The 25,484-nt window shown below is 60.1% G+C and carries 24 protein-coding genes and 1 pseudogene; 15 read left to right on the top strand and 10 right to left on the bottom strand.

Going from position 1 to position 25,484, the window contains the following annotated elements; all coding sequences use genetic code 11:
• The first annotated feature begins 83 nt into the window (after positions 1–83).
• The 5 genes from ACA070_RS14010 to ACA070_RS13990 all read left to right on the top strand — a co-directional run bounded on the left by ACA070_RS14010 (position 84) and on the right by ACA070_RS13990 (position 3,879).
• A complete protein-coding gene (locus ACA070_RS14010) occupies positions 84–575 on the top strand; it encodes an arsenate reductase ArsC (RefSeq protein ID WP_497451639.1) in 492 nt (163 codons plus the stop codon).
• Positions 575–1,264, top strand: coding sequence for an arsenical resistance protein ArsH (gene arsH, locus ACA070_RS14005; RefSeq protein WP_497451638.1), 690 nt, complete (start codon positions 575–577; stop codon positions 1,262–1,264). The genes ACA070_RS14010 and arsH overlap by 1 nt, the downstream gene beginning before the upstream one ends.
• A 64-nt stretch (positions 1,265–1,328) precedes the next feature.
• The gene (locus ACA070_RS14000; protein ID WP_497451637.1) at positions 1,329–2,411 is read left to right on the top strand and encodes a bifunctional transcriptional activator/DNA repair enzyme AdaA; all 1,083 of its coding nucleotides are present in this window, start codon (positions 1,329–1,331) and stop codon (positions 2,409–2,411) included.
• A 41-nt stretch (positions 2,412–2,452) separates the two neighbouring features.
• Positions 2,453–3,256, top strand: a complete 804-nt coding sequence (locus tag ACA070_RS13995) for an isocitrate lyase/PEP mutase family protein (protein WP_497451636.1) — start codon at positions 2,453–2,455, stop codon at positions 3,254–3,256.
• A gap of 5 nt (positions 3,257–3,261) precedes the next feature.
• Positions 3,262–3,879: a DNA-3-methyladenine glycosylase family protein gene (locus ACA070_RS13990; protein ID WP_497451635.1), complete on the top strand. Its 618-nt coding sequence runs from the start codon at positions 3,262–3,264 to the stop codon at positions 3,877–3,879.
• 207 nt (positions 3,880–4,086) lie between these two features.
• On the opposite strand, the gene ACA070_RS13985 is transcribed toward ACA070_RS13990, so the two are convergent.
• The 3 genes from ACA070_RS13985 to ACA070_RS13975 form a co-directional block, all read right to left on the bottom strand.
• Positions 4,087–5,184, bottom strand: coding sequence for an extracellular solute-binding protein (locus tag ACA070_RS13985; protein ID WP_497451634.1), 1,098 nt, complete (start codon positions 5,182–5,184; stop codon positions 4,087–4,089).
• 2 nt (positions 5,185–5,186) lie between these two features.
• The gene (aguA, locus tag ACA070_RS13980; protein WP_497451633.1) at positions 5,187–6,296 is read right to left on the bottom strand and encodes an agmatine deiminase; all 1,110 of its coding nucleotides are present in this window, start codon (positions 6,294–6,296) and stop codon (positions 5,187–5,189) included.
• Between the two features lie 100 nt (positions 6,297–6,396).
• Positions 6,397–7,281, bottom strand: a complete 885-nt coding sequence (locus tag ACA070_RS13975) for a LysR substrate-binding domain-containing protein (protein ID WP_131062795.1) — start codon at positions 7,279–7,281, stop codon at positions 6,397–6,399.
• Between the two features lie 267 nt (positions 7,282–7,548).
• Here ACA070_RS13975 and ACA070_RS13970 point away from each other — a divergent pair, with 267 nt between their 5' ends.
• The 3 genes from ACA070_RS13970 (at position 7,549) to ACA070_RS13960 (ending at position 9,390) form a co-directional block, all read left to right on the top strand.
• Positions 7,549–7,953 carry a PaaI family thioesterase gene (locus ACA070_RS13970; protein ID WP_131062794.1) on the top strand — a complete coding sequence of 135 codons (405 nt, stop codon included), beginning with the start codon at positions 7,549–7,551 and terminating at the stop codon, positions 7,951–7,953.
• 46 nt (positions 7,954–7,999) lie between these two features.
• Positions 8,000–8,488, top strand: a complete 489-nt coding sequence (locus tag ACA070_RS13965; RefSeq protein WP_497451632.1) for a GFA family protein — start codon at positions 8,000–8,002, stop codon at positions 8,486–8,488.
• Between the two features lie 101 nt (positions 8,489–8,589).
• Positions 8,590–9,390 (top strand): MipA/OmpV family protein, encoded by an 801-nt coding sequence (locus ACA070_RS13960; RefSeq protein ID WP_497451631.1) that lies wholly within the window; start codon positions 8,590–8,592, stop codon positions 9,388–9,390.
• Positions 9,391–9,502: 112 nt separating this feature from the next.
• Here the strand turns inward: ACA070_RS13960 and ACA070_RS13955 are convergent, their stop codons facing one another.
• The 3 genes from ACA070_RS13955 to ACA070_RS13945 form a co-directional block, all read right to left on the bottom strand.
• The gene (locus tag ACA070_RS13955) at positions 9,503–10,789 is read right to left on the bottom strand and encodes an ATP-binding protein (protein WP_497451630.1); all 1,287 of its coding nucleotides are present in this window, start codon (positions 10,787–10,789) and stop codon (positions 9,503–9,505) included.
• Positions 10,790–11,497, bottom strand: a complete 708-nt coding sequence (locus tag ACA070_RS13950; protein ID WP_131062811.1) for a response regulator — start codon at positions 11,495–11,497, stop codon at positions 10,790–10,792.
• A gap of 247 nt (positions 11,498–11,744) precedes the next feature.
• Positions 11,745–12,353, bottom strand: coding sequence for a MiaE family protein (locus ACA070_RS13945; protein ID WP_046032069.1), 609 nt, complete (start codon positions 12,351–12,353; stop codon positions 11,745–11,747).
• Positions 12,354–12,514: 161 nt separating this feature from the next.
• Between ACA070_RS13945 and uspL the strand changes: the two genes are divergently transcribed.
• Entirely contained in the window at positions 12,515–13,378 is an 864-nt protein-coding gene (gene uspL / locus ACA070_RS13940) for a universal stress protein UspL (RefSeq protein WP_497451629.1), read from the top strand.
• Between the two features lie 107 nt (positions 13,379–13,485).
• On the opposite strand, the gene ACA070_RS13935 is transcribed toward uspL, so the two are convergent.
• Positions 13,486–13,956, bottom strand: coding sequence for a DUF1289 domain-containing protein (locus ACA070_RS13935; RefSeq protein WP_497451628.1), 471 nt, complete (start codon positions 13,954–13,956; stop codon positions 13,486–13,488).
• A 509-nt stretch (positions 13,957–14,465) separates the two neighbouring features.
• Here ACA070_RS13935 and acnB point away from each other — a divergent pair.
• The gene (gene acnB, locus ACA070_RS13930; protein WP_497451949.1) at positions 14,466–17,075 is read left to right on the top strand and encodes a bifunctional aconitate hydratase 2/2-methylisocitrate dehydratase; all 2,610 of its coding nucleotides are present in this window, start codon (positions 14,466–14,468) and stop codon (positions 17,073–17,075) included.
• Between the two features lie 167 nt (positions 17,076–17,242).
• On the opposite strand, the gene ACA070_RS13925 is transcribed toward acnB, so the two are convergent.
• Both ACA070_RS13925 and ACA070_RS13920 read right to left on the bottom strand, forming a co-directional pair.
• Positions 17,243–18,904, bottom strand: a complete 1,662-nt coding sequence (locus ACA070_RS13925; protein WP_497451627.1) for a SulP family inorganic anion transporter — start codon at positions 18,902–18,904, stop codon at positions 17,243–17,245.
• A gap of 317 nt (positions 18,905–19,221) precedes the next feature.
• The gene (locus tag ACA070_RS13920; protein WP_497451626.1) at positions 19,222–20,502 is read right to left on the bottom strand and encodes a serine/threonine transporter; all 1,281 of its coding nucleotides are present in this window, start codon (positions 20,500–20,502) and stop codon (positions 19,222–19,224) included.
• A gap of 268 nt (positions 20,503–20,770) precedes the next feature.
• Between ACA070_RS13920 and ACA070_RS13915 the strand changes: the two genes are divergently transcribed.
• The 3 genes from ACA070_RS13915 (at position 20,771) to ACA070_RS13905 (ending at position 22,890) form a co-directional block, all read left to right on the top strand.
• Complete coding sequence (locus ACA070_RS13915; protein ID WP_497451625.1) at positions 20,771–21,154, top strand: tautomerase family protein; 384 nt, start codon at positions 20,771–20,773, stop codon at positions 21,152–21,154.
• A gap of 69 nt (positions 21,155–21,223) precedes the next feature.
• Complete coding sequence (locus tag ACA070_RS13910; protein ID WP_497451624.1) at positions 21,224–21,820, top strand: TetR/AcrR family transcriptional regulator; 597 nt, start codon at positions 21,224–21,226, stop codon at positions 21,818–21,820.
• A gap of 101 nt (positions 21,821–21,921) precedes the next feature.
• The gene (locus ACA070_RS13905; protein WP_497451623.1) at positions 21,922–22,890 is read left to right on the top strand and encodes a 2-hydroxyacid dehydrogenase; all 969 of its coding nucleotides are present in this window, start codon (positions 21,922–21,924) and stop codon (positions 22,888–22,890) included.
• A 5-nt stretch (positions 22,891–22,895) separates the two neighbouring features.
• On the opposite strand, the pseudogene ACA070_RS13900 reads toward ACA070_RS13905, so the two are convergent.
• Positions 22,896–23,056: pseudogene (locus ACA070_RS13900) on the bottom strand (type VI secretion system protein TssA); the annotation flags it as partial.
• A 210-nt stretch (positions 23,057–23,266) separates the two neighbouring features.
• On the opposite strand from ACA070_RS13900, the gene ACA070_RS13895 reads away from it, so the two are divergent.
• Positions 23,267–24,334, top strand: coding sequence for a phosphotransferase family protein (locus ACA070_RS13895; RefSeq protein ID WP_497451622.1), 1,068 nt, complete (start codon positions 23,267–23,269; stop codon positions 24,332–24,334).
• A gap of 48 nt (positions 24,335–24,382) precedes the next feature.
• Positions 24,383–25,150, top strand: coding sequence for an SDR family oxidoreductase (locus ACA070_RS13890; RefSeq protein WP_219093920.1), 768 nt, complete (start codon positions 24,383–24,385; stop codon positions 25,148–25,150).
• Positions 25,151–25,484: the final 334 nt, after the last annotated feature.

Raw genomic sequence — 25,484 nt, 5'->3', positions numbered from 1 at the left:
TGAGGCAACGGCACGTAAAAGGGAGTTGGCAACTCGTGAAAGCATCCGTATATTCGGATATCCATATATACGAGCCTTCAGCGATGAGCCCACTCCCCCATCCCACCAAAGTCCTTTTCATGTGCACCGCCAACAGCTGCCGCAGCGTGTTGAGCGAAGCGCTGTTCAATCATCTGGCTCCCGAAGGTTTTGAGGCAGTGAGTTCCGGCAGTTTCCCCAGCGGCCGGCTCAACCCTCAAGCCGTACAAACATTGCACACCCTCGGTGTCTCGACCGAAGGCCTCTACAGCAAAGACTCTTCGGTGTTCACCGACTCCCCACCCGATATCGTCATCACCGTTTGCGACAAAGCCGCCGGGGAAGCGTGCCCGGTGTACTTTGGCCCGGCGATCAAAAGTCATTGGGGACTGGCCGATCCGTCGGAGGTGCATGGTACCGAGCAGGAGATTCAGGCCGCGTTCGACAGCACCGTCGAAACGATCAAGCAACGGTTTGCAGCCTTCTTCGCCCTGGACCTGGAAAAACTTTCGGACGCCGAACTGAAAGTCGAACTGGACCGCATCGGAGCCCTTTAATGAATGACGACCTGCCCAATCTCGACCTGGAACTGCTGACGCTTTCAACCGAAAGCACCCACAAACCACGCATCCTGCTGCTCTACGGCTCCACCCGTGAGCGCTCTTTCAGTCGGCTGCTGACCGAGGAAGCCGCACGAATTTTGCGTCTGCTGGGCGCCGAAACGGTGATCTTCGATCCTTCCGGCCTTCCCCTCCCCGACGATGCGCCCAGCGACCATCCGAAGGTCCAGCAACTGCGCGAGCTGGTGCTCTGGTCAGAAGGCCAGGTCTGGTGCTCACCGGAACGCCACGGTTCGATGTCGGCGGTGTTCAAGGCGCAAATCGACTGGATCCCGCTGACGATGGGCGCGGTTCGTCCGACCCAAGGCAAAACCTTGGCGGTGATGCAGGTCTGTGGCGGCTCCCAGTCGTTCAACACGGTCAATCAACTGCGTGTGCTGGGCCGCTGGATGCGCATGTTGACCATCCCCAATCAATCCTCGGTGCCCAAGGCTTTTATGGCGTTCGACGAGGCTGGCCGGATGAAGCCTTCCGCGTACTACGACCGGGTGGTGGATGTGATGGAAGAACTGATGAAGTTCACATTGCTGGTGCGTGGCCGCGAGGAGTTTTTGGTGGACCGTTATTCAGAGCGCAAAGAGAGCGCGGAAGAGTTGTCGAAGCGGGTCAATCAACGCTCGATCTGAAGCAGCGGAATTCTCTGTCGATTTTCCGGTGGAGGCGTCGGTCAACGCGTCTTATGCTCAACCCATGAACCTACAAAACGCTTTGCTTCCGCCCCACGCCGAGATGGTTCGCGCCATGCTCGAACGAGACACCGCCTACGAGGGGGTGTTCTTTACCGCCGTGAAGACCACCGGGATCTTCTGCCGCCCCAGTTGCACGGCGCGTAAACCCAAGCCGGAGAACGTTGAGTTCTTCGCTCACGCTGATGAGTGCATGTCGGCGGGTTATCGCGCGTGTCTGCGCTGCAAGCCGCTGGACGCAGCGGCCATCGCGCCGGACTGGGTGCAGGCGTTGCTCAAGTCGGTGGACAGCGATCCCGACCTGCGCTGGACCGATGCCCAGCTTGTGGCCGAGGGCATCGAGCCGCTGAAACTGCGGCGCTGGTTCAAGCAGCATTTCGGCATGACGTTCCACGCCTGGCTGCGCACCCGGCGCCTGGGCATGGCGTTGGGCGGTATCAAGCAGGGTGACTCCATCGACAACGCGGCGTTCGACTCGGGCTACGAATCCCTGAGTGGTTTTCGCGATGCGTTTCAAAAATCCTTCCACATCACGCCGGGCCGCGCGGCCAACAGTGAGCCGCTGCTGTTCACTCGCCTGACCACGCCGCTGGGGCCGATGATCGCCATGGCCGAACGCCGTGGGCTGGTGCTGCTGGAATTTCTTGATCGTCCGGCGTTGACCCGGGAAGTCGAAGAACTGCAGAACCGTTATGGCTATGCCGTGGCGCCGGGGCACAACGCTCATTTACAGCAGATTGAAGCCGAGCTGACGCAATATTTCGCCGGCAAACTCACCGAGTTCAACGTTGCGCTGCATTTGCCCGGCAGCGAATTCGCGCGGCAAGTCTGGGCCGAACTGGCGAAGATCCCCTACGGCCAGACCAGCACCTACGGCACCATCGCTGCCACACTGGGCAAGCCCGGCGCCAGTCGTGCAGTGGGCCTGGCCAACGGGCATAACCGTCTTTCGATTGTGTTGCCCTGCCACCGGGTGATCGGTGCAGACGGCTCGTTGACGGGCTATGGTGGAGGACAACCGCGCAAGGCGTTTTTGCTCAGGCTGGAAAAAGCCGCCGTACAGGTGACCGGACAACTCGCTTTCTGATCCCCTGATTCTCTGCAAAAAGTCATAAGGAAGGACATTCGATGGACACGCAATTTCATCAACTGCACCACGACGGCCTGCTGATCCTCGCCAACGTCGCCGATGCCACCGGGGCGCGCATCGTCGAGCAACTGGGCTGCAAGGCCGTGGCCACCAGCAGCGCAGCGGTGGCCTGGGCGCATGGGTACGCGGACGGCAATGCCCTGCCCCTTGAACGCCTGATATCCACCGTTGAATCCATCGCCCGCGTGATCTCGGTGCCGTTGACCATCGACGTCGAGGCCGGTTATTCCGATGACCTGACGCGAGTTGGCGAGGTCATCGATGCGGTGATCGCGGCCGGTGCAGTCGGGATCAATATCGAAGACGGCTCTTCCCCGCCGGAGTTGCTGGTACGCAAGATCGAAGTCGCCCGTCAGGTTGCCGATCGCCGCAACGTGAAGCTGTTCATCAATGCCCGCATCGACGTGTACCTCAGAGGCCTGGTGCCTGCCGAAGATCGCGTAGCCGAAACGCTCAAGCGCGCCGCGTTGTATCAGGCGGCGGGCGCCGATGGGTTGTTTGCGGCGGGCGTCACTGCAAAATATGAAATTGAGGCACTGTGCCAGGGCACATCATTGCCGGTGAATGTACTGGGGCTACCGGGTTTGCCATCGCCTGAAGAGCTGCAAGCGCTCGGCGTGCGGCGTTTGAGCGCCGGCTCGGGCATCGCCGAGTTTCTGTATGGCGCCATGGCTTCCCTGGCCAAAGGCTTTCTGGAGAACGGCAAACTGGACAGCAGCCACCTCAAGGCCTTCACGTATGGGGAAGTTAACGCCCTGCTGAAAACGGCCGGGAACGCTTGATCGCCATGCCCGATCCCTACCTGCCCGCGACTGAATTTCTGTCATCGATCGATGACGACTGGCGGCTCCACATCGCCGCCGTCGGCCCGTGCCTGCATCAGCCCCATGCGGCTCGCGATCCGTATGAATCGCTGGTGCGGGCGATTGCGTATCAGCAACTGCACGCCAAGGCCGGGAATGCGATTGTCGGTCGGCTGCTGGCGTTGTTTCCGTCGACGACGTTTCCAAGGCCTGAGCAGATTCTGGCGACCGGGTTTGATCAGATGCGCAGCTGCGGGTTTTCCGCAGGCAAGATCGCGACCATTCAAGGGATTGCGCAGGCAGCGTTGGACGGTGTGGTGCCGGATTACGCAACGGCACTGGCGATGGACGATGAGGCGCTGATTGAGCGCTTGATCACCTTGCGTGGGGTTGGGCGCTGGACGGTTGAAATGCTGCTGATCTACAGCCTGGAGCGCCCGGATATTTTGCCGGCGGATGACTTTGGGGTGCGTGAGGGGTATCGGCGGCTCAAGGGGCTGGAGGTGCAGCTGACGCGCAAGCAGATGGTTGAGATCGGGTTGGCGTGGAGTCCGTATCGCACGGTGGCTTCCTGGTATTTGTGGCGGATGACGGGCAAGTAGACCGCCCCTGTGGGAGCGAGCCTGCTCGCGAAAGCGGTGTCACATGCCCTCCATTATCCAAGGTCGGATGACGGGCAAGTAGACCGCGTTATCGTTCATCGCCAGCAGACTGGCTCCCACACTGGATCTCGAGTGTTTACAAAACCCCTGTGGGAGCGAGCCTGCTCGCGATGGCGATTTCACATTCACCGCATGACTCAAAACCGATCACAATCCTGACTTCAACCGAGTAAACGCCCGAATCAACGCCCGGTTGAACGCCTTGCCATTGTCATTCTTGCTATACAACGAAGCCCTCACCTGCGCCGATGGATACGTCCCCGGATCATTGCGGATCGCCGGATCGATCAACCCATCCGCCGCCGTGATCGCGTTGGCGTAGTGAATGGTGTCAGTGATTGGCGCAATCACTTCAGGCGTCATCAGGTAATCCATCAACGCCAGCCCGGCCTCGGGGTGCGGTGCATCCTTGGGAATGACCATGGCGTCAAACCAGATCAACGTGCCCTCTTTCGGTATCCGGTAATTGAGCTTGAACGGTTTGTTCGCCGCCTCGGCCTGCCCGGCCGCGATGGCCACGTTGCCGTTCCACGACATCGCCACGCAGGTGTTGCCGTTGGCCAGATCGCTGATGTTCAGGTCATTGTCGAAGTAGCGAATGTACGGCCTGATCTTCGCCAGTTGTTGCTCGGCCAGTTTCAGGTCATCGAGATTCTGCCTGTTGATGTCCAGGCCCATGTACTTCATGACCGCGGCGAAAACCTCGTTGGGATCATTGAGCAGGCTGACCCCGCAATCGGAAAATTTCGCCACCACGGCCGGGTCGAACAGCATTGCCCAACTGTCCCGTGGCGCGTCCGGCAAGCGCTGTTTGACCGCCTCTTCCTGATAGCCGACGCCGGTAGTGCCCCAGGCGTAGATCCCGGCGTAACGGTTACCCGGATCGAACGCCGCCATGTGCTGGCGGAACTCTTCTCCGACGCCGGCAAAGTGCGGCAGTTGTTGCGGGTTCAGTGTTTGAATCGCCCCGCTCTGGATCGCCCGGGACAGATGTTGCCCCGCCGTCAGCACCAGGTCATAACCGCTGCGGCCGGTCAGCAGTTTGGTCTCCGCCGTTTCCAGGGAGTCGAAGTGATCGACCACCACATGGATGCCGGTTTTTTTCTCGAAATTGGTCAGGGTATCCGGGGCCAGGTACTCGCCCCAGATGTACAGGTTTACCACCGGTTTCGCGGTGTCGGCGGCCTGCACACACAAGGGTGCAAGCACCAGCAATAACGCTTGAGTCAGTTTGTGCAGGCCCATGTTCAAACCCCCTTTGCGGCGTATTGAGGCATGGTGATACAGGCGACATTGCCGCCACCCAGAAGAATTTCCCGAGAGTTTTCGATGCCGACGATTTTGTGTTGCGGGAACAATTCGGCCAGGGTTGCCTGCGCTGCCTGATCATTGCGATCACCAAACAGCGGCACCACGATCGAGCTGTTGCCGGCGTAGTAGTTGATGTACGACGCGCAGATTTGGGTCCCGGCCTGACGGGTATGGGTGCTGTCCTGCTGGTCCAGGCCTTCGGCCTCTTCAGCGGTCCATTCCAGCACATCCGGTTGCGGCAGCTTGTGCACGATCAACTCGCGGCCACGGCTGTCGCGGGTGCTGCGCAGAATGTCGTAGGCCTCCTGATAGATCTCCCACTGCGGGTCATCGCGATTGTCGGTCCATTGCAGCACCACTTCGCCGGGACGCACGAAGCAGGCGAGGTCGTCGACGTGGCCGTCGGTTTCGTCGAACTTGCAACCCCGTGGCAGCCAGATGATTTGCTCGGCACCGAGGTAATCGGTCAGGCGGCGTGTGACTTCATCCTTGCCCAGATGCTGGTTGCGATTGCGGTTGAGCAGGCATTGTTCGGTGGTGAGGATGCTGCCCTGGCCGTCACTCTGGATCCCGCCCAGTTCGGCAATCAGTGGCGCGCGATAACGGTCGAAGCGTTCGATTTCGAGGATTTTGCTGGCGATCTGATCATCCTTGTCCCACGGGTAGTACAAGCCGCCGTCAAGACCGCCATAGGCGTTGAACTCGAAGTCGACCCCGCGCACTTCACCGCTGGCATCGTTGACCACAAAGCACGGGCCGCTGTCGCGGAACCAGGTGTCGTTGCAGGTCATTTCCACCACCCGAACCTGAGGCGGCAACTGGCGGCGGGCGGTGGCGAATTGCGCGGCGGAAGCACACACCGTCACCGGTTCGCTCTGGGCAATGGCGGTAACAATTTGCACCCAAGCCTTCTGCGCAGGCTTGGCACCGTTGCGCCAGACGTCGGTGCGCTCCGGCCAGCCGAGCCAGCAACCAGACTTGGTTTCGAATTCGCCGGGAAGGCGAAAGCCGTCGAGTTTCGGGGTGGATTCGAGCAAACGTGCCATGGTCAGACCTCATCAGCGGGGATTGGAATGACCACAGGCTAAGGTCGTCGGCGCCCTCCTCGCCAACGATGATTATTTCGGAATACTTGAATTCAACTCATCAATCGATCAGCTGATCGTTGAACCATTCCAGCATTTGCGCCACGGCCGGACGCTCCAGCCGCACCCGCTCACACACCAGCGCATATTGCCCGAGCGCGGTCATGCTGGCAGTGAAGGGCCGGACCAGACGACCGCTGAGCAAGTCTTCCTGAGCCGTCAGATTGTCGCCCATGGCCACGCCCTGCCCTTGCACCGCGGCTTCCAGCGCCAGGCCCGCGTGGGCGAAATACAGTTGCCGTTCGGGACGTTGATCGCCGGCGTGACTGGTGAGCCACGCGGTCCAGGTCTTGCCGTCTTGATCGTCATGCAACAGGCAATGGCGCGCCAGGTCCTTCGGGGTTTTCAGAGTGCCCTGGTTGAACAGGCCGGGGCTGCACACCGGGAAGAATTGCAGCGCTGGCAAGGGTCTGACGAAGTACGCGCTGCTGTCGACCGGGCCGGTGCCGTAGGTGATCGCCAGATCGATGTCTTCCCCCGGCGCAGTGGCGTCAATCGGTTGTTCGTAGAGGTGCAGCGTGATGTGCGGATAGCGCGCGTAAAAGTCAGTGAGGCGACTCATCAGCCACTTCTGCGCCAACTCGGCGGTGACCGCCAGACGCAACACGGCCAACGATGACGGGTCGCGCAATTCATCGCAGGCTTCGCCGATCAGTTCGAAGGCTTGCTGCAGACTTTGCATCAACCGGCCAGCGGCCATGGTCGGGCGGATCTGCCGGCCTTCGCGGATGAACAGCGAAACGCCCAGATGCTCTTCGAGCTGGCGGATCTGATGGCTGACGGCGCTGTCGGTGACGCACAGCTCGGCGGCTGCCCGGCCGAAATGGGCGTGGCGGGCGGCGCATTCGAAGGTTCTGAGTGCTGCTAAGGAAGGCAGTCGTCGCATGAATTCAGCCCCGGTGATGAAGGCGCCCATGCTGCCTTGGCCGTTGGTGGGCGTCCAGTAAGACCGAGTTATCGTTCATCGCGAGCAGGCTCGCTCCCACAGGGGACCGCATTCATCGGGAAGAACTCGGTCAACTGTGGGAGCGAGCCTGCTCGCGATGAGGTCGGCACATTCACCACAAATCCAACAGCCCATCACCCTCCCTTATCCACCATGACATCCCCCCAAACCCGGCGCATGTTGGTGTCTCAACCGGAGGGATTCGCCATGCTCAACGCTCTCAAACAAATCAACTCAACCTCGGCCTTCAACCGCTGGGCCGGTTTCGAAGTGACCGCCGCCGCAAGCGGCGAAGCCGAGCTGACCCTGGCTTTTCGCGAGGCCGACATGGCGCAATACGCCGGCTTCCTGCACGCCGGCCTGATCGGCGCGCTACTCGACACGGCCTGCGGATTCGCCGCCGGAACGGTCGCCGGCAACGTGCTGGCTTCGCATTTTTCGGTGAACTGCCTGGCGCCCGCTGTCGGTGAAGTGTTCATCGCCCGGGGCCGGGTGGTGAAAGCCGGCAAGAAGCAGGTGTTCGCCCGCGCGGAGCTGTTCGCACAAACCGGCGACCAGTTGAAACTGGTGGCGACCGGCGATGCGATTCTGGTGCCGGTCGAGGGGCGCTGACGGTCTAGGCTGTCTTGGGTAACTCCAACCCTCGTCGGAGGTTCCCATGCAGCTTGAAGGTTCCTGCCATTGCGGCGCTGTGTCGTTCAGCCTGAACAGCGCCCACCCCTACCCGTATCAGCGTTGCTACTGCTCGATCTGCCGCAAGACCCAGGGCGGTGGCGGTTACTCGATCAATATTGCCGGTGATGCCGCCAGCCTGAAGGTCCGTGGGCGCAAGCACGTCGCGGTTTACCATGCCCAACTCAAGAACGAAGGCGACAAGCGCGCCCATCGCAGTAGCCTCGGCCGGCATTTCTGCGCGGTTTGCGGCTCGGGCCTGTGGGTGTATAGCCCTGAATGGCCGGAGCTGATTCACCCGTTCGCGTCGGCCATCGACACCCCGCTGCCGGTGCCGCCTGAACACACGCACTTGTTGCTCGACTCAAAGGCGCCATGGGTGGAAGTCGACATGCGTCCCGGCGACAAGCGGTTCGACGTCTATCCCGAAGAGTCCATTGCCGACTGGCATGAACGCTTGGGTTTGAGCCGCTAAGCCCCTTCACAGTCTTTGACAGTTTCCCGACAAAGCTGTCAAAGATTGCGGACCGGCAGCCGCCTAGCATGGGCGTATCCAATCTCCCTTCGGGTACTCCCATGTTACGTTCGCTGTGTCTGTCGTTGACTTCACTTGGCCTGCTCCTTCCCGCTGACTCATTACGCGCTGAAGACTGGCAATACACCCTACGCGCCGGTGCCGCCAGCGTGCCGCGTTACAGCGGCAGTGACGAGCGCGTGGTCGTGCCGCTGCTGGGCGCCAAGGTGGTCAGCCCGTATGGAGTCTTTCTGGACACTGAAAAGGGACTGGGCTGGGCGTTCGATGAAGAAGACTTCGGCCTGAGCGTGTACATCGGCGCAAGCGATGTGCGCAAGGATCGCAAGACCGGATTCAAAGGCTCGGATGAGCTCAACGGCATGGGCTCGATCAAATCGCGGCCGGCGCTGGGTCTGGACGGGACTTACCACATGGGCCCGATCATTCTTGGTGCCAGTTTTGAGCATGCGCTGGAAAAGGACGATGACGATGACGATGACGATCACGACACCGGCTCAGCCTGGAATCGCCTGAAGCTGAGCATCAGCGCGCCGTTTTATGAGGGTGACTACGGCAAGGTCACGGGCAGCCTGAACAGTCAGTTTGGTGACAGCAATTACGTGCGCACCTGGTATGGGGTGAGTGCGGCGCAGGCGTCGCGCAGTCAGTTCAGGACGCATGACACTCGCGGTGGGCTGGTGAGCCGCGGGGCTGATTTGACCTGGTTGTTGCCGATCGATGAGCAATGGAGTGTTTCGACGGTGCTGGCCGTGCAGTATCTGGCGGGTGATGCAGCGGACAGTTCGATTGTTGAGCGGCGGATGCAGACTTCGGTGGGTGGGCAGGTGGCGTACACCTTCTAACCATGCTGTGTTGCTGATGGCCCCATCGCGAGCAGGCTCACTCCCACATTTTGGAATGCATTCCCCTGTGGGAGTGAGCCTGCTCGCGATGGCGTCAGTAACAGCAACACAACTAATCCAGATGCGCCCAGGTCATGCGAAACGACGCCCCACCCCACGGCGAGTCCGCCACTTCCACTTGCCCGCCATGGGATTGCGAGACCCGCCGAACCAACGCCAACCCCAAGCCAAACCCACCCGTGCGGCGATCACGGCTGGCATCCAGGCGCGAGAACGGTTCGAAGATCTTCTCGCGTCCGTCCACTGGCACGCCTGGGCCGTCGTCGTTGACCAGTACCTCGTAGTGATCACCGGTACGGGCCAGCGACACTTCCACCCGCTCATCGGCATAACGAATGGCATTGCGCAGCAGGTTGATCACAGCGCGGGCCATGAAGCGCGGTTCAAGGCGAACCTGATCGACCTGACACTCGACAATCAACAACTGCACCCCGGCAGCCTCGGCCTCCAGCGCCACGCTGCCCACCACGCTGTCGAGCCAACTGCTGGCCTGAATGTTTTCCCGAGTGATGACCGTGGCGCCACGCTCCAGACTGGCGTAGGTCAGCAGCTCGGAAACCATTTCTTCCAGCTCGCCGAGGTCGGCGTACATGTCGGCAATCAGTTCGCGGTTCTGGGTCGGATCGGATTGTTGCTTGAGCTGATCGAGTTCAAAGGACAACCGGGCAATCGGCGTGCGCAACTCATGGGACACCGCGTTGGTCAGCTCGCGCTGATTGGCGATCAAACCTTCGATGCGCGCCGCCATCAGGTTGAAGTGTCCGGACAAATCACGAATGTTCGAGCGCTTGGACAGCTGGATCCGCGACGACAGGTCGTTATCGCCAAAACGCTCCGCCGCCAGGCGCAGCTTCTCCAGGTCGCGCCAATGCGGCCGGACCCAGAACATCAACACGAAACCGATCATCACCGCGATCATCAGATACGCCGCAGCAATGTAGAACGGCATCAGACTGGGCTCGGCTGGCAACTTGATGCTCAGCAGCTGAGAACCGTCGTCGATGCGCGAGATGAACTGCGTGTACTTGTCGCGAATCACCAGCAGCCCCAGGGCCAACTCGGCTTTCTCCTGATCGGTCAGGGACAGTTTCCCGCTCTCGACCAAGGTCAGGCCCAAGCCATAGTGGGGCCGCACCGCTTCCAGTTGTCGCTCCCGGCCCGAACCGTCCAGATCGCGCAACTGCTCGGCCAGTGTCCAGGCCTGGCCGCGTACCGCCTCACGGTTGTAGCTCTGCATCTGACCGTCGAGAAGCGCATCGAACGTGCGCTCGACCGTTTGCAGTCCCAGGACCAGGCCAACCGTCATCACCAGAAACAGCCCAAGAAATAACCGCAGCATTTACAGCTCCCACGCAAACGGATTGAACAAGTAACCCTTGCCCCAGATGGTCTTGATGCACACCGGTTCGCGCGGGTTGTCCTTGAGCTTGCCGCGCAATTTGCTGATGTAGACGTCGACACTGCGGTTGAGGCCATCGAAGGCGATGCCGCGCATGCGGTTGAGGATGTCGTCGCGGGACAGAATCTTGCCGGCAGCGCTGGCCAGCAACCACAGCAGTTCGAATTCCATGGTGGTCATTTCGATGACATCGCCCGCCAGCCGCACTTCGCGGCAGCTGCGGTCGATGCTCAGGTGGCCGAACTCCAGGGCGCTGCACACGCTGCTGTCCGGGGTCTGACGCCGTTGCAACGCGCGTAGACGGGCCAGCAGCACCGGCGGCTTGATCGGTTTGATCACGTAGTCGTCGGCGCCGGACTCCAGGCCGAGGATGTGATCGAGGTCATCTTCCTTGGCCGTGAGGATGACGATCGGCGTGTCGGACACGCTGCGGATCTCGCGGCACACGTGCAGGCCGCTCTGACCCGGCAGCATCAGGTCAAGCACGACAACTTTCGGTTTGAACTCGAGGAATGCGGCCAACGCGAGGTCACCGCGGTGCACCTGCCGGACCTCAAAGCCATGTTGGGACAGAAAATGCGCGATCAGCCCGGCGAGCTTCTCGTCGTCTTCCACCAGCAATACTTTGCCAAAACCCAGGTTATCCATAACGACCGTCTGCTGCCCCTTGTGTGAAGTGGCCGGCATTATGGCGCCAATCGGTGACGGGACGGTGATGACGGGCAGCAAAAACCGGCCTCGGGGGCCGGTTTCTGGCGATGTTTCATACTCTTAAGAGTTTTTAACAATTCAGACGCAAAAGATCGCAGCCTCGTTTCACTCGACAGCTGCTACAGGGGATACGCAGTTCTATGTAGGAGCTGTCGAGTGAAACGAGGCTGCGATCTTTTGATCTTCACGCCGCGGCTGGCACGCCGCTGTGAAAGCGGAATTCCACGTCCGGCGATTCGATCAGCTCCTGCTCTGCCGCGCGGACTTTGTCGATCACCTGGGCAATGTCCTTGGCGTCACCGTACTGGTAAGCCAGCTTCAGGTAACCCTGAAAGTGCCGCGCTTCACTTTTCAGCAAGCCGAAATAGAACTTGCCCAGTTCTTCGTCCAGATGCGGCACCAGCGCCTCGAAACGCTCGCAACTGCGGGCCTCGATAAATGCGCCAACCACCAGCGTATCCACCAGTTTGACCGGTTCGTGGCTGCGCACCACTTTGCGCAGGCCCGAGGCGTAACGCCCGGCGGACAGCTGACGCAGCTCGATCTTGCGCTTTTTCATCAGGCGCATGACCTGTTCGTGGTGCACCAGCTCTTCCCGGGCCAGACGCGACATCAGGTTGATGAGGTCGACGTGGGAGTGATACTTGGCGATCAGGCTCAACGCCGTGCTGGCCGCCTTGAACTCACAGTTCTTGTGGTCGATCAGCAGGGTTTCCTGATCGGCAAGCGCGGCCTGGACCCAGCCGTCGGGGGTGCGGCAGCCGAGGAACTCGTGAATTTCGGGAAGGATCATGGGGCTCACGGAATAAAAGGTATAAATCGAAGGGCGCCGATTATACCGGCCTGCCGCAAGACCACCAGTCGCCACCGTTGATATGCATCAAGTACCGGGTTGGCGGCGAGCAACTATAGTTGTCCAACGCAGTATTTTTTACCTTCCTGGAGATCCCGATCATGCAAGCCATTCGCAGCATCCTGGTGGTCATCGAACCCGAACACTCGGAAAGCCTGGCGCTCAAACGGGCCAAACTGATTGCTGGCGTGACCCAGGCTCACCTGCACCTGCTGGTGTGCGATCGCAAGCACGACCATAGCGGCATGTTGGGCGTGCTCAAGGCAGCCCTGCTGGAGGACGGCTATAGCGTCACCACCGAACAGGCCTGGAATGAAAGCCTGTACGAAACCATTGTCGATGTGCAGCAGGCGGAAGGCTGCGGGCTGGTGGTCAAGCAGCATTACCCCGACAGCCCGTTGAAAAAAGCCCTGCTGACCCCGGCGGACTGGAAATTGCTGCGTTATTGCCCGACACCGGTGCTGCTGGTGAAAACCTCGAAACCGTGGATGGGCGGGGTCATTCTGGCGGCCATCGACGTCGGCAATACCGAGAAGGAGCACCGCACCTTGCACGCGGCCATCGTCGATCACGGCTACGACATCGCCAGCCTGGCCAAGGCTCACCTGCACGTGATCAGTGCGCACCCGTCACCGATGCTTTCATCGGCTGATCCGACGTTGCAGCTCAGCGAAACCATTGAGGCGCGCTATCGCGAACAGTGCAAATCGTTTCAGGCCGAGTTCGATATTGACGATGAACACCTGCATATCGCCGAAGGCCCGGCGGATGTGTTGATTCCGTTCATGGTGCACAAGCTTCAGGCGTCGGTGATCGTCATTGGTACTGTCGCGCGGTCCGGGCTGTCCGGGGCGTTGATCGGGAATACGGCGGAGGTGGTGCTGGATGCGGTGGAGAGCGATGTGCTGGTACTGAAGCCGGATACGATCATGGATCATCTGGAGGAGATTGTGACGCAGCATTGAGATGTGCGGCGCCGATAAGGACGCCATCGCGAGCAGGCTCGCTCCCACAAGGGGATTTGTGAACGCCACAGATCCAGTGTGGGAGGCCTAGCCTGCTAGCGATGCTTTTAGGCGCCGAAGGCGTCTCTGAGGAAACCGGGGGCGATGTAGCGCTGGTAATGCGCCTCGGAGAGCAAAAAGAATTCCCGATCAATGGCATCGCGCAATTCCGGCAGGTTCCAGTCGCGAAACTCCGGCATCAGCACCATCCCGTAGGCCTCCAGATTGTTGATCACCCGCGCACCACGGGCGATCAGCTGATAAGCCCAGCAATACTCGGACTGATGCGGCACAAAGCGGATCTTGCGCTGCTCCAGTTGCAAGCGCAGGCGCTGGGCATCGAAAACCTCCAGCTTGCTGGCCATCACCTGGGACAACAGCTGCTCAAGACGCAGCCACACCGCGCGCTTTTCCTCCTCGTTGTAACCATTCCAATTGATCACTTCATGGTGGAAACGCTTGCAGCCACGGCACACGAGATCACCGTAAACAGTGGAGCAGAGGCCGACGCAGGGGGTCTTGATGGTCTGATTGGGCATAGGTAGGCAAAGCACGGGAAAGCAGAACAGGCCGGCATGTTAGCCCTTTGTCCGGCATTCATCACCCCTCAAAATGCAGGGGTTCAGGGTCTGTGGGACTTTGGTGACGGCCACGACGGATGCCCGCGCTTTGTCTCGCACACGTTGCCCGGCAATGCGGCTCGCCACCAAAGTCCAATAGCCCCTGACTTACCTTTAATTTTTTTTTGCCGTAGAATCAGCCAGCCTTTTAAGGCGCCAATGTCCGTTAGAAGCTGTTTTCAAAGCGTCACGAGCACAGTCGTTCCTTCAGAGCGGTGTTGGCGACGGGTTTTTCCAGCGGGGAAAAGCCCAACGCCAACCCTCATCAGCTCCCGTTCTGCAGGCGTAAAACTTTGAAAGCAGCTTCTGTAAGGAATTGTCGGTAATTCTGGCTAAGTGGCCCACAACGCCACGCAGCGCATGAGTACGGCAATTTCGGGATGAGCGTCCCGGACACCCATTTGGGACCACTGATGAGGGTAATAACTGTGCTTGAAGCCTACCGCAAACATATCGAAGAGCGTGCAGCACTGGGTATCGTTCCCCAGCCGCTAAACGCCGAACAAACTGCAGGCCTGGTTGAGCTGCTGAAGAATCCCCCGGCTGGCGAAGAAGCTTTCCTCGTTGACCTGATCACCAATCGCATTCCGCCTGGCGTGGACGAAGCAGCCTATGTAAAGGCTGGCTTCCTGTCTGCCCTCGCTAAAGGCGAAGCAACATCCCCTCTGATCGACAAGAAACGCGCTGTTGAACTGCTTGGCACCATGCAAGGCGGCTACAACATCGTGACCCTGGTTGACCTGCTCGACAGCGCCGAACTGGCCCCTGTCGCTGCCGCTCAACTCAAGCACACCCTGCTGATGTTCGATGCGTTCCACGATGTGGCGGAAAAAGCCCGCAACGGCAACGAACACGCCAAAGGCGTGATCCAGTCCTGGGCTGACGGCGAGTGGTTCCGCAACCGCCCAACTCTGGCCGACAAGATCAGCCTGCGCGTGTTCAAGGTCACCGGCGAAACCAACACCGACGACCTGTCCCCTGCTCCGGACGCCTGGTCCCGCCCGGACATCCCGCTGCACGCCCTCGCCATGCTGAAAATGGCCCGTGAAGGCATCGTGCCTGACGTCCAGGGCGTTACCGGCCCGATGAAGCAGATCGAAGAAATGCGCAACTCCGGTTTCCCGATCGCCTACGTCGGTGACGTGGTCGGTACCGGTTCTTCGCGTAAATCCGCTACCAACTCGGTACTGTGGTTCTTCGGCGACGACGTTCCTAACGTTCCGAACAAGCGTGCCGGCGGTTTCTGCTTCGGCAGCAAAATCGCTCCGATCTTCTACAACACCATGGAAGATGCCGGCGCGCTGCCGATCGAATTCGACGTCTCCAACATGCACATGGGCGACGTGATCGACCTGTACCCGCATGCTGGCAAAGTCTGCAAACACGGCACCGACGAAGTCCTGACCACCTTCGAAATGAAGACCCCGGTGCTGTTGGACGAAGTTCGTGCCGGCGGCCGTATTCCGCTGATCATCGGCCGTGGCCTGACCGACAAGGCCCGTGCCGAATTGGGCCTGGGCCCTACCGATCTGTTCAAACTGCCTGAAGCACCTGTCGACACCGGCAAGGGCTTTACCCTGGCACAGAAAATGGTCGGCAAGGCTTGCGGCTTGCCAGAAGGCAAAGGCGTTCGTCCTGGCACCTACTGCGAACCGAAAATGACCACCGTCGGCTCTCAGGACACCACCGGTCCTATGACCCGTGACGAACTGAAAGACCTGGCGTGCCTGGGCTTCTCGACCGATCTGGTGATGCAGTCCTTCTGCCACACCGCGGCTTACCCTAAGCCGATCGACGTGACCACCCACCACACCCTGCCAGACTTCATCATGACCCGCGGCGGCGTTTCCCTGCGTCCGGGCGACGGCATCATCCACAGCTGGCTGAACCGCATGCTGCTGCCGGACACCGTCGGTACCGGTGGTGACTCGCACACCCGTTTCCCGATGGGCATTTCGTTCCCGGCCGGTTCCGGTCTGGTAGCGTTCGCCGCAGCCACTGGCGTTATGCCGCTGGACATGCCGGAATCGATCCTGGTGCGTTTCAAAGGCAAAATGCAACCGGGCGTCACCCTGCGTGACCTGGTTCACGCCATTCCTTACTTCGCGATTCAGGCTGGCCTGTTGACCGTTGAGAAGAAAGGCAAGAAGAACGCATTCTCCGGTCGCATCCTGGAAATCGAAGGCCTGGACAACCTGAGCATCGAGCAGGCTTTCGAGCTGTCCGACGCCTCGGCTGAACGTTCGGCTGCCGGTTGCACCATCAAGCTGTCGAAAGACTCGATCACCGAGTACCTGAACTCGAACATCACCCTGCTGCGCTGGATGATCGGCGAAGGCTACGGCGATGCTCGTACTCTGGAACGTCGCGCTCAAGCGATGGAAGCCTGGGTTGCCAACCCTGAGCTGATGGTTGCCGATGCTGACGCCGAATACGCTGAAATCATCGAAATCGACCTGGCCGACATCAAAGAGCCTGTGCTCTGCGCACCAAACGATCCGGACGACGCCCGTCTGCTGTCCAGCGTTGCTGGCGAGAAGATCGACGAAGTGTTCATCGGTTCGTGCATGACCAACATCGGTCACTTCCGCGCTGCCGGTAAACTGCTGGATCAGGTCAAGGGTCAGCTTCCAACCCGTCTGTGGCTGTCGCCGCCGACCAAGATGGACGCTCACCAGCTGACCGAAGAAGGCTACTACGGCATCTACGGCAAGGCCGGCGCACGCATGGAAATGCCAGGCTGCTCGCTGTGCATGGGTAACCAGGCACGTGTAGAGCCGAACTCCACCGTGGTGTCGACGTCGACCCGTAACTTCCCGAACCGTCTGGGTGACGGCGCGAACGTCTACCTGGCTTCGGCCGAGCTGGCGTCTGTCGCTTCCATCCTGGGTCGCCTGCCGACCGTCGAGGAATACATGGAATACGCTGGCAAGATCGACAGCATGGCGGCCGATGTCTACCGCTACCTGTCCTTCGACCAGATCGCCGAGTTCCGTGAAGCTGCTGCGAACGCCAACATCCCGGTCGTTCAAGCCTAACGCTGCAACGCAATAAAAAACGCCGCCCATCGTGAGATGAGCGGCGTTTTTTTATGCCTCTATGAAGATCAAATGTGGGAGCGGGCTTGCTCGCGAATGCGGTGTGTCAGTCAGCAGCTATGGTGATTGACACACCGCATTCGCGAGCAAGCCCGCTCCCACAGGGGTTATGCGTTCGGCTTGATGGCTTGTTGCACCGCTTCGTCGACACTTAACCCGCTCAGAATCACCTGCTCCAGCTCCTGCGCCGGTAAACGCGCAAGCACCGCTTTAGCCTGGTGCTTCATCCGCGCCAGGATCAACAGTTTGTCCTCGGCCCGCACCTGCAAAAAGAACGCCCCCAGCGCTTCGATGCTGGTGCCGTCCAGATCGGGCGATTCTTCCAGGCTGAGAATAATCGTATGCACCGGCGGCTCTGCGTGCCGCGCCAGGCGCAGTGCACCACCCAGAATGCGTTCCACATTGGCGAAAAACAGCGCTTCACTTGGCCGTACGATCAACACCCCGGGGATCTCCCGGGCATCCGTATGCCGCTGCACATCGACGTAATCGTGACCGCTGCCCATTTGCCCCAGCACTTGAATATCCGCCGACGACATCTGCTTGAGCATCAGCACCACGCTGATCACCACCGCCACCAGCAAGCCGTCCAGCACACCCAATACCAGCACGGCCGCCACCGCGCAGATCACCAGCAGACGGTCGCGGCGCCAGATGAAATAGCGGCCCAATGGCTGCAGGCTCAAGCCTCGCGCCAAGGCATGAATGACGATGGCGGCCAGCACCGGCGCGGGAGTCAGGGCAATGTAAGGCAACATCGTCAAGACGATCAGCAGCACCACCGCCGCGGCTACCACGCCGGACAGTCGCGAGGCGGCTCCGGCGGCCTCGTTGGCCGACGTCGCGGAGTAACCGGCACCCGCCGGCATGCCATGGAACAGGCCGGACAGCAAATTCGCCGCGCCGAGGGCCAGCAGGTCGCGGTTCGACGACACTCGATCACCATGCTTGAGCGCAAAGGAGCTGATCGAACCGTAGGACTCGGCATACAGAATCATCACCATGGCGAACGCCAACTCCCCCAGGCGCAGCCAGTCGGTAAACGGCAGCACCGGCAACCGGGGCACTTCGAGGCTCAGGTCGATCACACCGATCAGTTTCACCCCGTAGGCCGGCAGGTTCAGCCATTGGCTGGCAGCGATGCCGAGCGCCACCACCAGCAAACCGCCGGGCACCCGCCGGTATCGCGCGCACACGCACAACACCAGCAACGCCACGGACGCGACCAGCAAACCGACCCGATTCCACTGCGGCCACTGCTCCAGCAGTTGCGGCAGGAAGCGGATCAGGTTGCCGTTGCTCAAGTGCACGTCGACGATGCTCGCCACCTGCTTGAGGATGATGGTCACGGCCAGCCCCAATGCAAAGCCGCGCAGTACCGGCTTGGCGATAAATGAGGTCACGCTGCCGAGTTTGAACAGCCCGGCCAACAGGAAGAAACCACCGGTCACCAGCACCAGGCCGATCGCCAGGGTCATGCGCAGGCCGGAATCACTGTTGGCCAGCGTGGCGGTGGCGGCGGCCAGAACGGCGGCGGAAGAGGAAGTCGCGGAAACAATGGCAAAACGACTGGTGCCGAACAGTCCGTAGCACAGCAGTCCGGCAAACAGCGCAATCACCCCGGCCTGTGGCGGCAGCGCGGCAATGCTGGAATAGGCCACGGCCTCGGGTAACAACAAACCGGCAATAGACAAACCGGCCAAAACGTCGAGCCAACGGTTTGGCGTATCGGCACGGGGTTGCACCGATGCGCCGTGGGCACCTGCCATAAAACGTCTCCAGAGAAAGGGGCCATCCTGCGGCAAACGCTCTACGACGCGCTGAAGCCGCCGCAAGCTTAGCCGTTAATCCTACTGAACGGATGCTCTGGGTCAGGGGCGAGCGTTTTTCAACGAAACAAAAAACGCCGCGCATCGTTAGATGAGCGGCGTTTGTTTATGCCCTAACAAATGTGGGGCTCACTGCTTGGTCTACTTGACGACCGAGTCGCCCCAATCGCGAGCAGGCTCGCTCCCACAGGTTCTGCGCGGTCCTTATGGGAGCGAGCCTGCTCGCGATAGCGGACTCACATCCCCCACAGAATCCATCAGGCAGTCAGGGAGTAGATCAACGCCGAAATCGCCACCAAACCAACCGCCGTCACGAAGACGTTGGACGCTTGCCCACGGAAGCGCGCCATCGCCGGCACTTTGCGGATCGCGTACATCGGCATCAGGAACAGAATCGCCGCGATGACCGGGCCGCCGAGGGTTTCGATCATGCCGAGGATGCTCGGGTTTAGCGTGGCAACGATCCAGCACACCACCAGCATGAACGCGGCAGTCATGCGGTCCAGGGTCTTGGGCGTCGGGCGTTTGCCGCTTTTCACGATCAGGCCTTTGAGGCCTTCGCTGGCGCCGATGTAGTGGCCCAGGAACGACTTGGAGATCGCCACGAACGCAATCAACGGCGCCGCGAAGGCAATGGTTGGGTTGCTGAAGTGGTTGGCCAGGTACGACAGGATCGAAAGGTTCTGCGCCTTGGCTTCGGCCAGTTGCGCTGGCGACAAGGTCAACACGCAGCTGAAGACGAAGAACAGCACCATCACTACCATCAAGACGTGGGCGCGGGACAGGATCTGCGAGCTACGTTCTTCAGCATGTTCGCCGTAACGACGCTTCTGGTCCACCGCGAACGCCGAGATGATCGGCGAGTGGTTGAACGAGAACACCATCACCGGAATCGCCAGCCACAGTGTGTGCAGCAGCGCCGACGGCTCAGGCAGGGTCGATGCCGTGGCCAGGATGCCGCCGTTCCAGTGCGGAATCAGGAATACCGCCAGAAACAGTAACGCCACAATGAACGGATAGACCATCAGGCTCATGGCCTTGACGATCATTTGCTCGCCGCAACGCACCACGGCCAGCAGGCCGAGGATCAGCACCAATGAGAGCACGGCGCGCGGCGGCGGCATGATGTGCAGTTGATGCTCGAGGAAACTGCCCACGGTATTGGTCAGGGCCACGCTGTAGATCAGCAGGATCGGGAAGATCGCGAAGAAGTACAGCAAGGTGATCAGCGCACCGGCCTTGATGCCGAAGTGTTCTTCAACCACTTCGGTGATGTCCGCGCCTTCGCGTCCGGACAGCACAAAGCGGGTCAGGCCACGGTGCGCATAAAAGGTCATGGGGAACGCCAGCACCGCCAGGATCACCAACGGCCAGAAACCGCCCAGGCCTGCGTTGATCGGCAAAAACAGGGTACCGGCTCCGATTGCCGTGCCAAACAGGCCCAGCATCCAGGTGGTGTCATGGCGATTCCAGCTTGTGAGAGTCGCTGGTGTCGCCGCTACATAGCGTTCGTCGACGCTATTGGCCTGATCATTCATCCGGTGGGATCTCCGCATTCCGGTCATTTGCTACCCGGTCAGGACGAGTCGGAAAAATCCGACGGGCAGCGCCCTGGCCGAAACAGGGGCGCGATTGTCCGGGATTAATCAACAGAAGCAAAGACTTAGCTGAGGAGTGGTTGTGCGGATCAGATTCCGCAGTACTTTATCAAATAGATGCTTTAAAAAATCTATTTGATAAAGAATCAGCGTCAGGTACTTTCAACCCCTGCCTGCTGACCAGCAGCCCTGACTGCGGAGCCCTCCCATGCCACTCGTTCGCGTCGACATCAAAAAGCATCAAGACCCCACTTTCGCCAAACGTGTCGGGCAGTTGATTTACGCCGCCATGCACAGCTCGATTGGCGTGCCGGAAAACGATAATTTCCAGATTCTTGCCGAGCACGATGAACAGCATTTCATCTTTGATCCCGGCTACCTGGGCATCAGTCGTACCGACAGCCTGGTGGTGATTCAGATCACACTGAGCGAAGGCCGCACCGTCGAGCAGAAGAAACTCCTCTATAAAACCATCGCCGAGAGCCTTGACGCGGAACTGGCGGTGCGGCTGGAAGACGTCTTCATCAATCTGGTGGAAGTGAAGAAAGAGAACTGGTCGTTTGGCAACGGCATCGCTCAATACGCCCTTTGAGCGGCCTGACACGCGACTACTGCCCCTAAGATGCAGTCATCCATACACCCTCAACACCTGTGAGCCGCCATGCCTCGAGTCTCCCGTAAACAAGCCGAACTCAACCGCGAGATCATCGTCGAAGCCGCCACGCGGCTGTTTCGCGAGCGCGGCCTGCACGGGATCAGCGTCGTCGATGTAATGGGCGCGGCCGGCCTGACCCATGGCGGCTTCTATGGTCATTTCGAATCCAAGGAAGCGCTGGCGACAGAGGCCTGCACTCGGGCGTTCACCCAGTCGATGGAACGCTGGAAACAGAAAATCGACGCCAACGACGACAGCGTCTCGGCGCGCACGAGCATCATCGCGCGCTACCTGTCGGCGGCCAATCGCGACAACCCGGGCGAAAGCTGCCCGGTGACTGCGTTTGCCGGGGACATGTGCCACGAAACAGCCGAAAGCGGTTTGCACCAGACCTACACCCAAGGGCTGGAAGCCTTGCTGCAGATACTCACACCCTTGATGGGTGCGGATAATCCCGAAGCCAATCGCCAACAAGCCTTGGTGGATTATTCCTTGATGGTCGGCGCGCTGACCCTGGCTCGCGCCACCCACGGGCAAGGCCTGTCCGATGAGATTCTCGACGCCGCCCGCAATTTTCTGACCTCGCAAGGTCAATCAATCTGACCAACAGCATGTGCGATCCGTGGTCATTGCTAAACTCCTCTAGAATCAGCAATCTGAAGCAACATTCGAGATCCGACATTCAATACCCACAGGAGCCCAGCATGCCTGCAACCGTTCTGGTACTGGTTGAAACCATCAATGATTACTTGCCGATTCTCGAACATCAGGGCTTTCACCTGATTCTGGCCCCGACGCCTGCCGAGCGCGTCGCCGCCATCACACGGCATGGTGCTCAGATCGATGCGGTATTGACCCGCGGCCCATTGGGCCTGTACGCCGATGAAATCGCCGCCCTGCCCAACCTCAAGATCATCTGCGTGATCGGCGCGGGTTACGAACACGTCGACCTGCAAGCCGCCGCCAACCGGGACATCACCGTCACCAATGGCGCCGGTGTCAATGCCTCGTCAGTCGCCGACCACGCCATGGCGATGTTGCTGGCGCTGGTACGCGACATTCCCCGATGCGACGCCGCTGTACGCCGCGGCGAGTGGCCGAAGATCATGCGCCCTTCCCTGGCCGGCAAGCGCCTGGGGATTCTCGGCCTCGGCGCCGTCGGCATGGCCATCGCCAAACGCGCCGCCGCAGGCTTCGACATGACCGTGAGCTACCACAACCGCCAACATCGCAGCGACGTCCCCTATACCTTCTGCTCGACGCCGACCGAACTGGCACGCGCCTCGGACTTCTTGATCATCGCCACGCCCGGTGGCCTGGGCACCAAACACCTGATCAACAAACAAGTACTCGAGGCCTTGGGCCCCAAGGGGTTCGTCGTGAACATCGCCCGAGCCTCGGTGATTGCCACGGCAGACCTGGTCAGCGCGCTTGAACAACGACGCATTGCCGGTGCCGCACTGGATGTGTTCGATGCCGAACCTCACGTGCCGGAAGCACTCAAGGCGCTGACCAATGTGATCCTGACGCCGCATGTCGCGGGATTGTCCCCGGAAGCGACCCAAGGCACCGTTGAGCTGGTGGGACAAAACCTGATGGCGTTCTTTGCCGGCCTGCCGGTATTGACGCCCATTGCCTTGCCCGCGCCGCTCACGGCCGCACACGTTCGCTGAGACCAAAGGACGCCCGACAGCGTCCAGAGGCGCCGTGATTCGGCGTGGGCCAAATCAGTTCGCCCAGCATCTCGCTCAGCGGCTTGTTGCCCCACTCCACCCCGCGCTTGATCAAATACGGGACGGGGCTGTGAGGTTCGGTGCGCGCCAGGTACTCGGCAATCAACGACTGGCAGACAGCCCATTTCAAACCTCCTTCCTGGAACAGAGCTCTCCCGCTGATCCATAGTCCGCTGTGCCTGTTCTCGCGTATCAGGAACGCTGATTATCCAGCAACACGCTAACCTATAAGACCGTGCCACGCTTGTGGCGACCCCGGCGCACCATTAGATTAGCCAATGATGTCTGGCCTCCAAAATAAGCAGAAGGGATAAGCATGGCGCTTACTGACCAGTCCACCCGTATCCGTACCGGCGAAGAACTCGATGCCAGCCTGATCGATCCGTACCTCAAGGCCCACATTCCGGGCTTGAGTGGCGCGCCTGTGATCAGCCAGTTTCCCGGCGGTGCGTCGAACCTCACCTACCTGCTGGAATACCCGGAGCAGGAATTTGTCCTGCGTCGCCCACCTTTTGGCCACAAAGCCAAGTCCGCGCACGACATGGGCCGCGAATTTCGCATCCTCAATCAGCTGCGCGACGGTTTTCCGTATTGCCCCAAGGCCTATGTGCACTGCACCGACGAATCGGTGATCGGCGCCGAGTTCTATGTGATGGAACGGGTCAACGGGATCATCCTGCGCTCCGAACTCCCGCCGGAACTGAACCTGGACTCGGCGAAAACCGAAGCCCTGTGCAAAAGCTTCATCGACAAGTTCGTTGAACTGCATCGGGTCGACTACAAGGCCTACGGCCTGGGCGACCTCGGCAAGCCCGAAGGCTATGTGGCGCGGCAGATCAAAGGCTGGAGCGATCGCTACGAAAAAGCCCTGACCCCGGACGCGCCGAAGTGGGAAGCGGTCAAGGCCTGGCTCAATGACAAAATGCCGGCCGATCACCCGACCTCCAGCATCGTCCACAACGACTACCGCTTCGACAACGTGATCCTCGACCCGAACAACCCGATGCAAATCATCGGCGTGCTCGACTGGGAACTCACCACCCTCGGCGACCCGCTGATGGACCTCGGCAACACCCTCGCCTACTGGATCGAAGCCGCAGACCCAGCGCCGGTGCAACTGATGCGTCGTCAGCCGAGCCACGCCCCGGGCATGCTGTCCCGCCGTGAATTCGTCGATTACTACGCCGAGCGTTCCGGCATTCAGATCGACAACTTCGACTTCTATTACACCTATGGCCTGTTCCGCCTGGCCGGCATCGTGCAGCAGATTTACTACCGCTTCTTCCACGGTCAGACCCAGGACAAACGCTTCGCGCAGTTCATTCACATGAACAAACTGCTGGAGCAGATGAGCCTGCAAGTCATCTCGAAATCCAGCCTCTGATCGCGCGGCTCTGATTACATTCCCTGGCCCCTATAACAAGGAAAAACCATGTCCAAGACTCAGTTGTTCGACCTCGACGGCAAAATCGCATTCGTCTCCGGCGCCAGCCGCGGCATCGGTGAGGCCATCGCCAAACTGCTCGCCCAGCAAGGCGCCCACGTCATCGTCTCGAGCCGCAAGCTCGACGGCTGCCAACACGTGGCCGACGCGATCATCGCCGCCGGCGGCAAAGCCACCGCTGTCGCTTGCCACATCGGTGAAATGGAACAGATCAGCCAGGTCTTCGCCGGCATCAAGGAACAGTTCGGGCGCCTGGACATTCTGGTCAACAACGCCGCGACCAATCCACAGTTCTGCAACGTGCTGGACACAGACCTCAGCGCCTTCCAGAAAACCGTCGACGTCAACATCCGCGGCTACTTCTTCATGTCGGTCGAAGCCGGCAAACTGATGCGCGAAAACGGCGGCGGCAGCATCATCAACGTTGCGTCGATCAATGGCATCTCGCCGGGCATCTTCCAGGGCATCTACTCAGTGACCAAGGCCGCCGTGATCAACATGACCAAAGTGTTCGCCAAGGAATGCGCGCAGTTCGGTATTCGCTGCAACGCTTTGTTGCCAGGGCTCACTGATACCAAGTTTGCGTCGGCACTGGTGAAGAACGATGCGATCCTGAAGACCGCGTTGCAGCAGATTCCACTCAAGCGCGTGGCCGATCCGAGTGAGATGGCCGGTGCCGTGCTTTATCTGGCCAGCGATGCGTCGAGCTACACGACCGGGGTTTCGTTGAACGTGGATGGCGGGTTCTTGTCCTGATTCGTTTCTGCAGATGTACAAAAGGCAGCCTTTGGGCTAATGCCAGTCAGTCGAGCCGTAACGCAGTCGGTGTAGCAGCTGGCGAAGCCTGCGTTCGGCTGCGAAGCAGTCGTAAAATCAGACGATACGGTGCTTCAGGAAGACCGCAAACTCAGGTTTTACGACTGCTTCGCAGCCGAACGCAGGCTTCGCCAGCTGCTACACCGACCGCGTTACGGCTTGACTGACTTTTGTTCACCCGATCGTTCCAACGCGTGGGAACGATCAAACCACGAACCAAATGAATATTTATTCCGACGATTGCAATAACCGAATATTTATTCCATAAAGACCT

Source organism: Pseudomonas sp. LBUM1678 (assembly GCF_059695575.1).
The sequence above is the reverse complement of the archived record's forward strand: the minus strand, read 5'-3'. Positions and strand labels throughout refer to the sequence as shown.

Excerpts from the sequence above, each read along its gene's own strand:
- ACA070_RS14010 (WP_497451639.1), top strand. The coding sequence starts at position 84 with ATGAGCCCACTCCCCCATCCCACCAAAGTCCTTTTCATGTGCACCGCC.
- arsH (WP_497451638.1), top strand. The coding sequence starts at position 575 with ATGAATGACGACCTGCCCAATCTCGACCTGGAACTGCTGACGCTTTCA.
- ACA070_RS14000 (WP_497451637.1), top strand. The coding sequence starts at position 1,329 with ATGAACCTACAAAACGCTTTGCTTCCGCCCCACGCCGAGATGGTTCGC.
- ACA070_RS13995 (WP_497451636.1), top strand. The coding sequence starts at position 2,453 with ATGGACACGCAATTTCATCAACTGCACCACGACGGCCTGCTGATCCTC.
- ACA070_RS13990 (WP_497451635.1), top strand. The coding sequence starts at position 3,262 with ATGCCCGATCCCTACCTGCCCGCGACTGAATTTCTGTCATCGATCGAT.
- ACA070_RS13985 (WP_497451634.1), bottom strand. The coding sequence starts at position 5,184 with ATGGGCCTGCACAAACTGACTCAAGCGTTATTGCTGGTGCTTGCACCC.
- aguA (WP_497451633.1), bottom strand. The coding sequence starts at position 6,296 with ATGGCACGTTTGCTCGAATCCACCCCGAAACTCGACGGCTTTCGCCTT.
- ACA070_RS13975 (WP_131062795.1), bottom strand. The coding sequence starts at position 7,281 with ATGCGACGACTGCCTTCCTTAGCAGCACTCAGAACCTTCGAATGCGCC.
- ACA070_RS13970 (WP_131062794.1), top strand. The coding sequence starts at position 7,549 with ATGCTCAACGCTCTCAAACAAATCAACTCAACCTCGGCCTTCAACCGC.
- ACA070_RS13965 (WP_497451632.1), top strand. The coding sequence starts at position 8,000 with ATGCAGCTTGAAGGTTCCTGCCATTGCGGCGCTGTGTCGTTCAGCCTG.
- ACA070_RS13960 (WP_497451631.1), top strand. The coding sequence starts at position 8,590 with ATGTTACGTTCGCTGTGTCTGTCGTTGACTTCACTTGGCCTGCTCCTT.
- ACA070_RS13955 (WP_497451630.1), bottom strand. The coding sequence starts at position 10,789 with ATGCTGCGGTTATTTCTTGGGCTGTTTCTGGTGATGACGGTTGGCCTG.
- ACA070_RS13950 (WP_131062811.1), bottom strand. The coding sequence starts at position 11,497 with ATGGATAACCTGGGTTTTGGCAAAGTATTGCTGGTGGAAGACGACGAG.
- ACA070_RS13945 (WP_046032069.1), bottom strand. The coding sequence starts at position 12,353 with ATGATCCTTCCCGAAATTCACGAGTTCCTCGGCTGCCGCACCCCCGAC.
- uspL (WP_497451629.1), top strand. The coding sequence starts at position 12,515 with ATGCAAGCCATTCGCAGCATCCTGGTGGTCATCGAACCCGAACACTCG.
- ACA070_RS13935 (WP_497451628.1), bottom strand. The coding sequence starts at position 13,956 with ATGCCCAATCAGACCATCAAGACCCCCTGCGTCGGCCTCTGCTCCACT.
- ACA070_RS13925 (WP_497451627.1), bottom strand. The coding sequence starts at position 18,904 with ATGGCAGGTGCCCACGGCGCATCGGTGCAACCCCGTGCCGATACGCCA.
- ACA070_RS13920 (WP_497451626.1), bottom strand. The coding sequence starts at position 20,502 with ATGAATGATCAGGCCAATAGCGTCGACGAACGCTATGTAGCGGCGACA.
- ACA070_RS13915 (WP_497451625.1), top strand. The coding sequence starts at position 20,771 with ATGCCACTCGTTCGCGTCGACATCAAAAAGCATCAAGACCCCACTTTC.
- ACA070_RS13910 (WP_497451624.1), top strand. The coding sequence starts at position 21,224 with ATGCCTCGAGTCTCCCGTAAACAAGCCGAACTCAACCGCGAGATCATC.
- ACA070_RS13905 (WP_497451623.1), top strand. The coding sequence starts at position 21,922 with ATGCCTGCAACCGTTCTGGTACTGGTTGAAACCATCAATGATTACTTG.
- ACA070_RS13895 (WP_497451622.1), top strand. The coding sequence starts at position 23,267 with ATGGCGCTTACTGACCAGTCCACCCGTATCCGTACCGGCGAAGAACTC.
- ACA070_RS13890 (WP_219093920.1), top strand. The coding sequence starts at position 24,383 with ATGTCCAAGACTCAGTTGTTCGACCTCGACGGCAAAATCGCATTCGTC.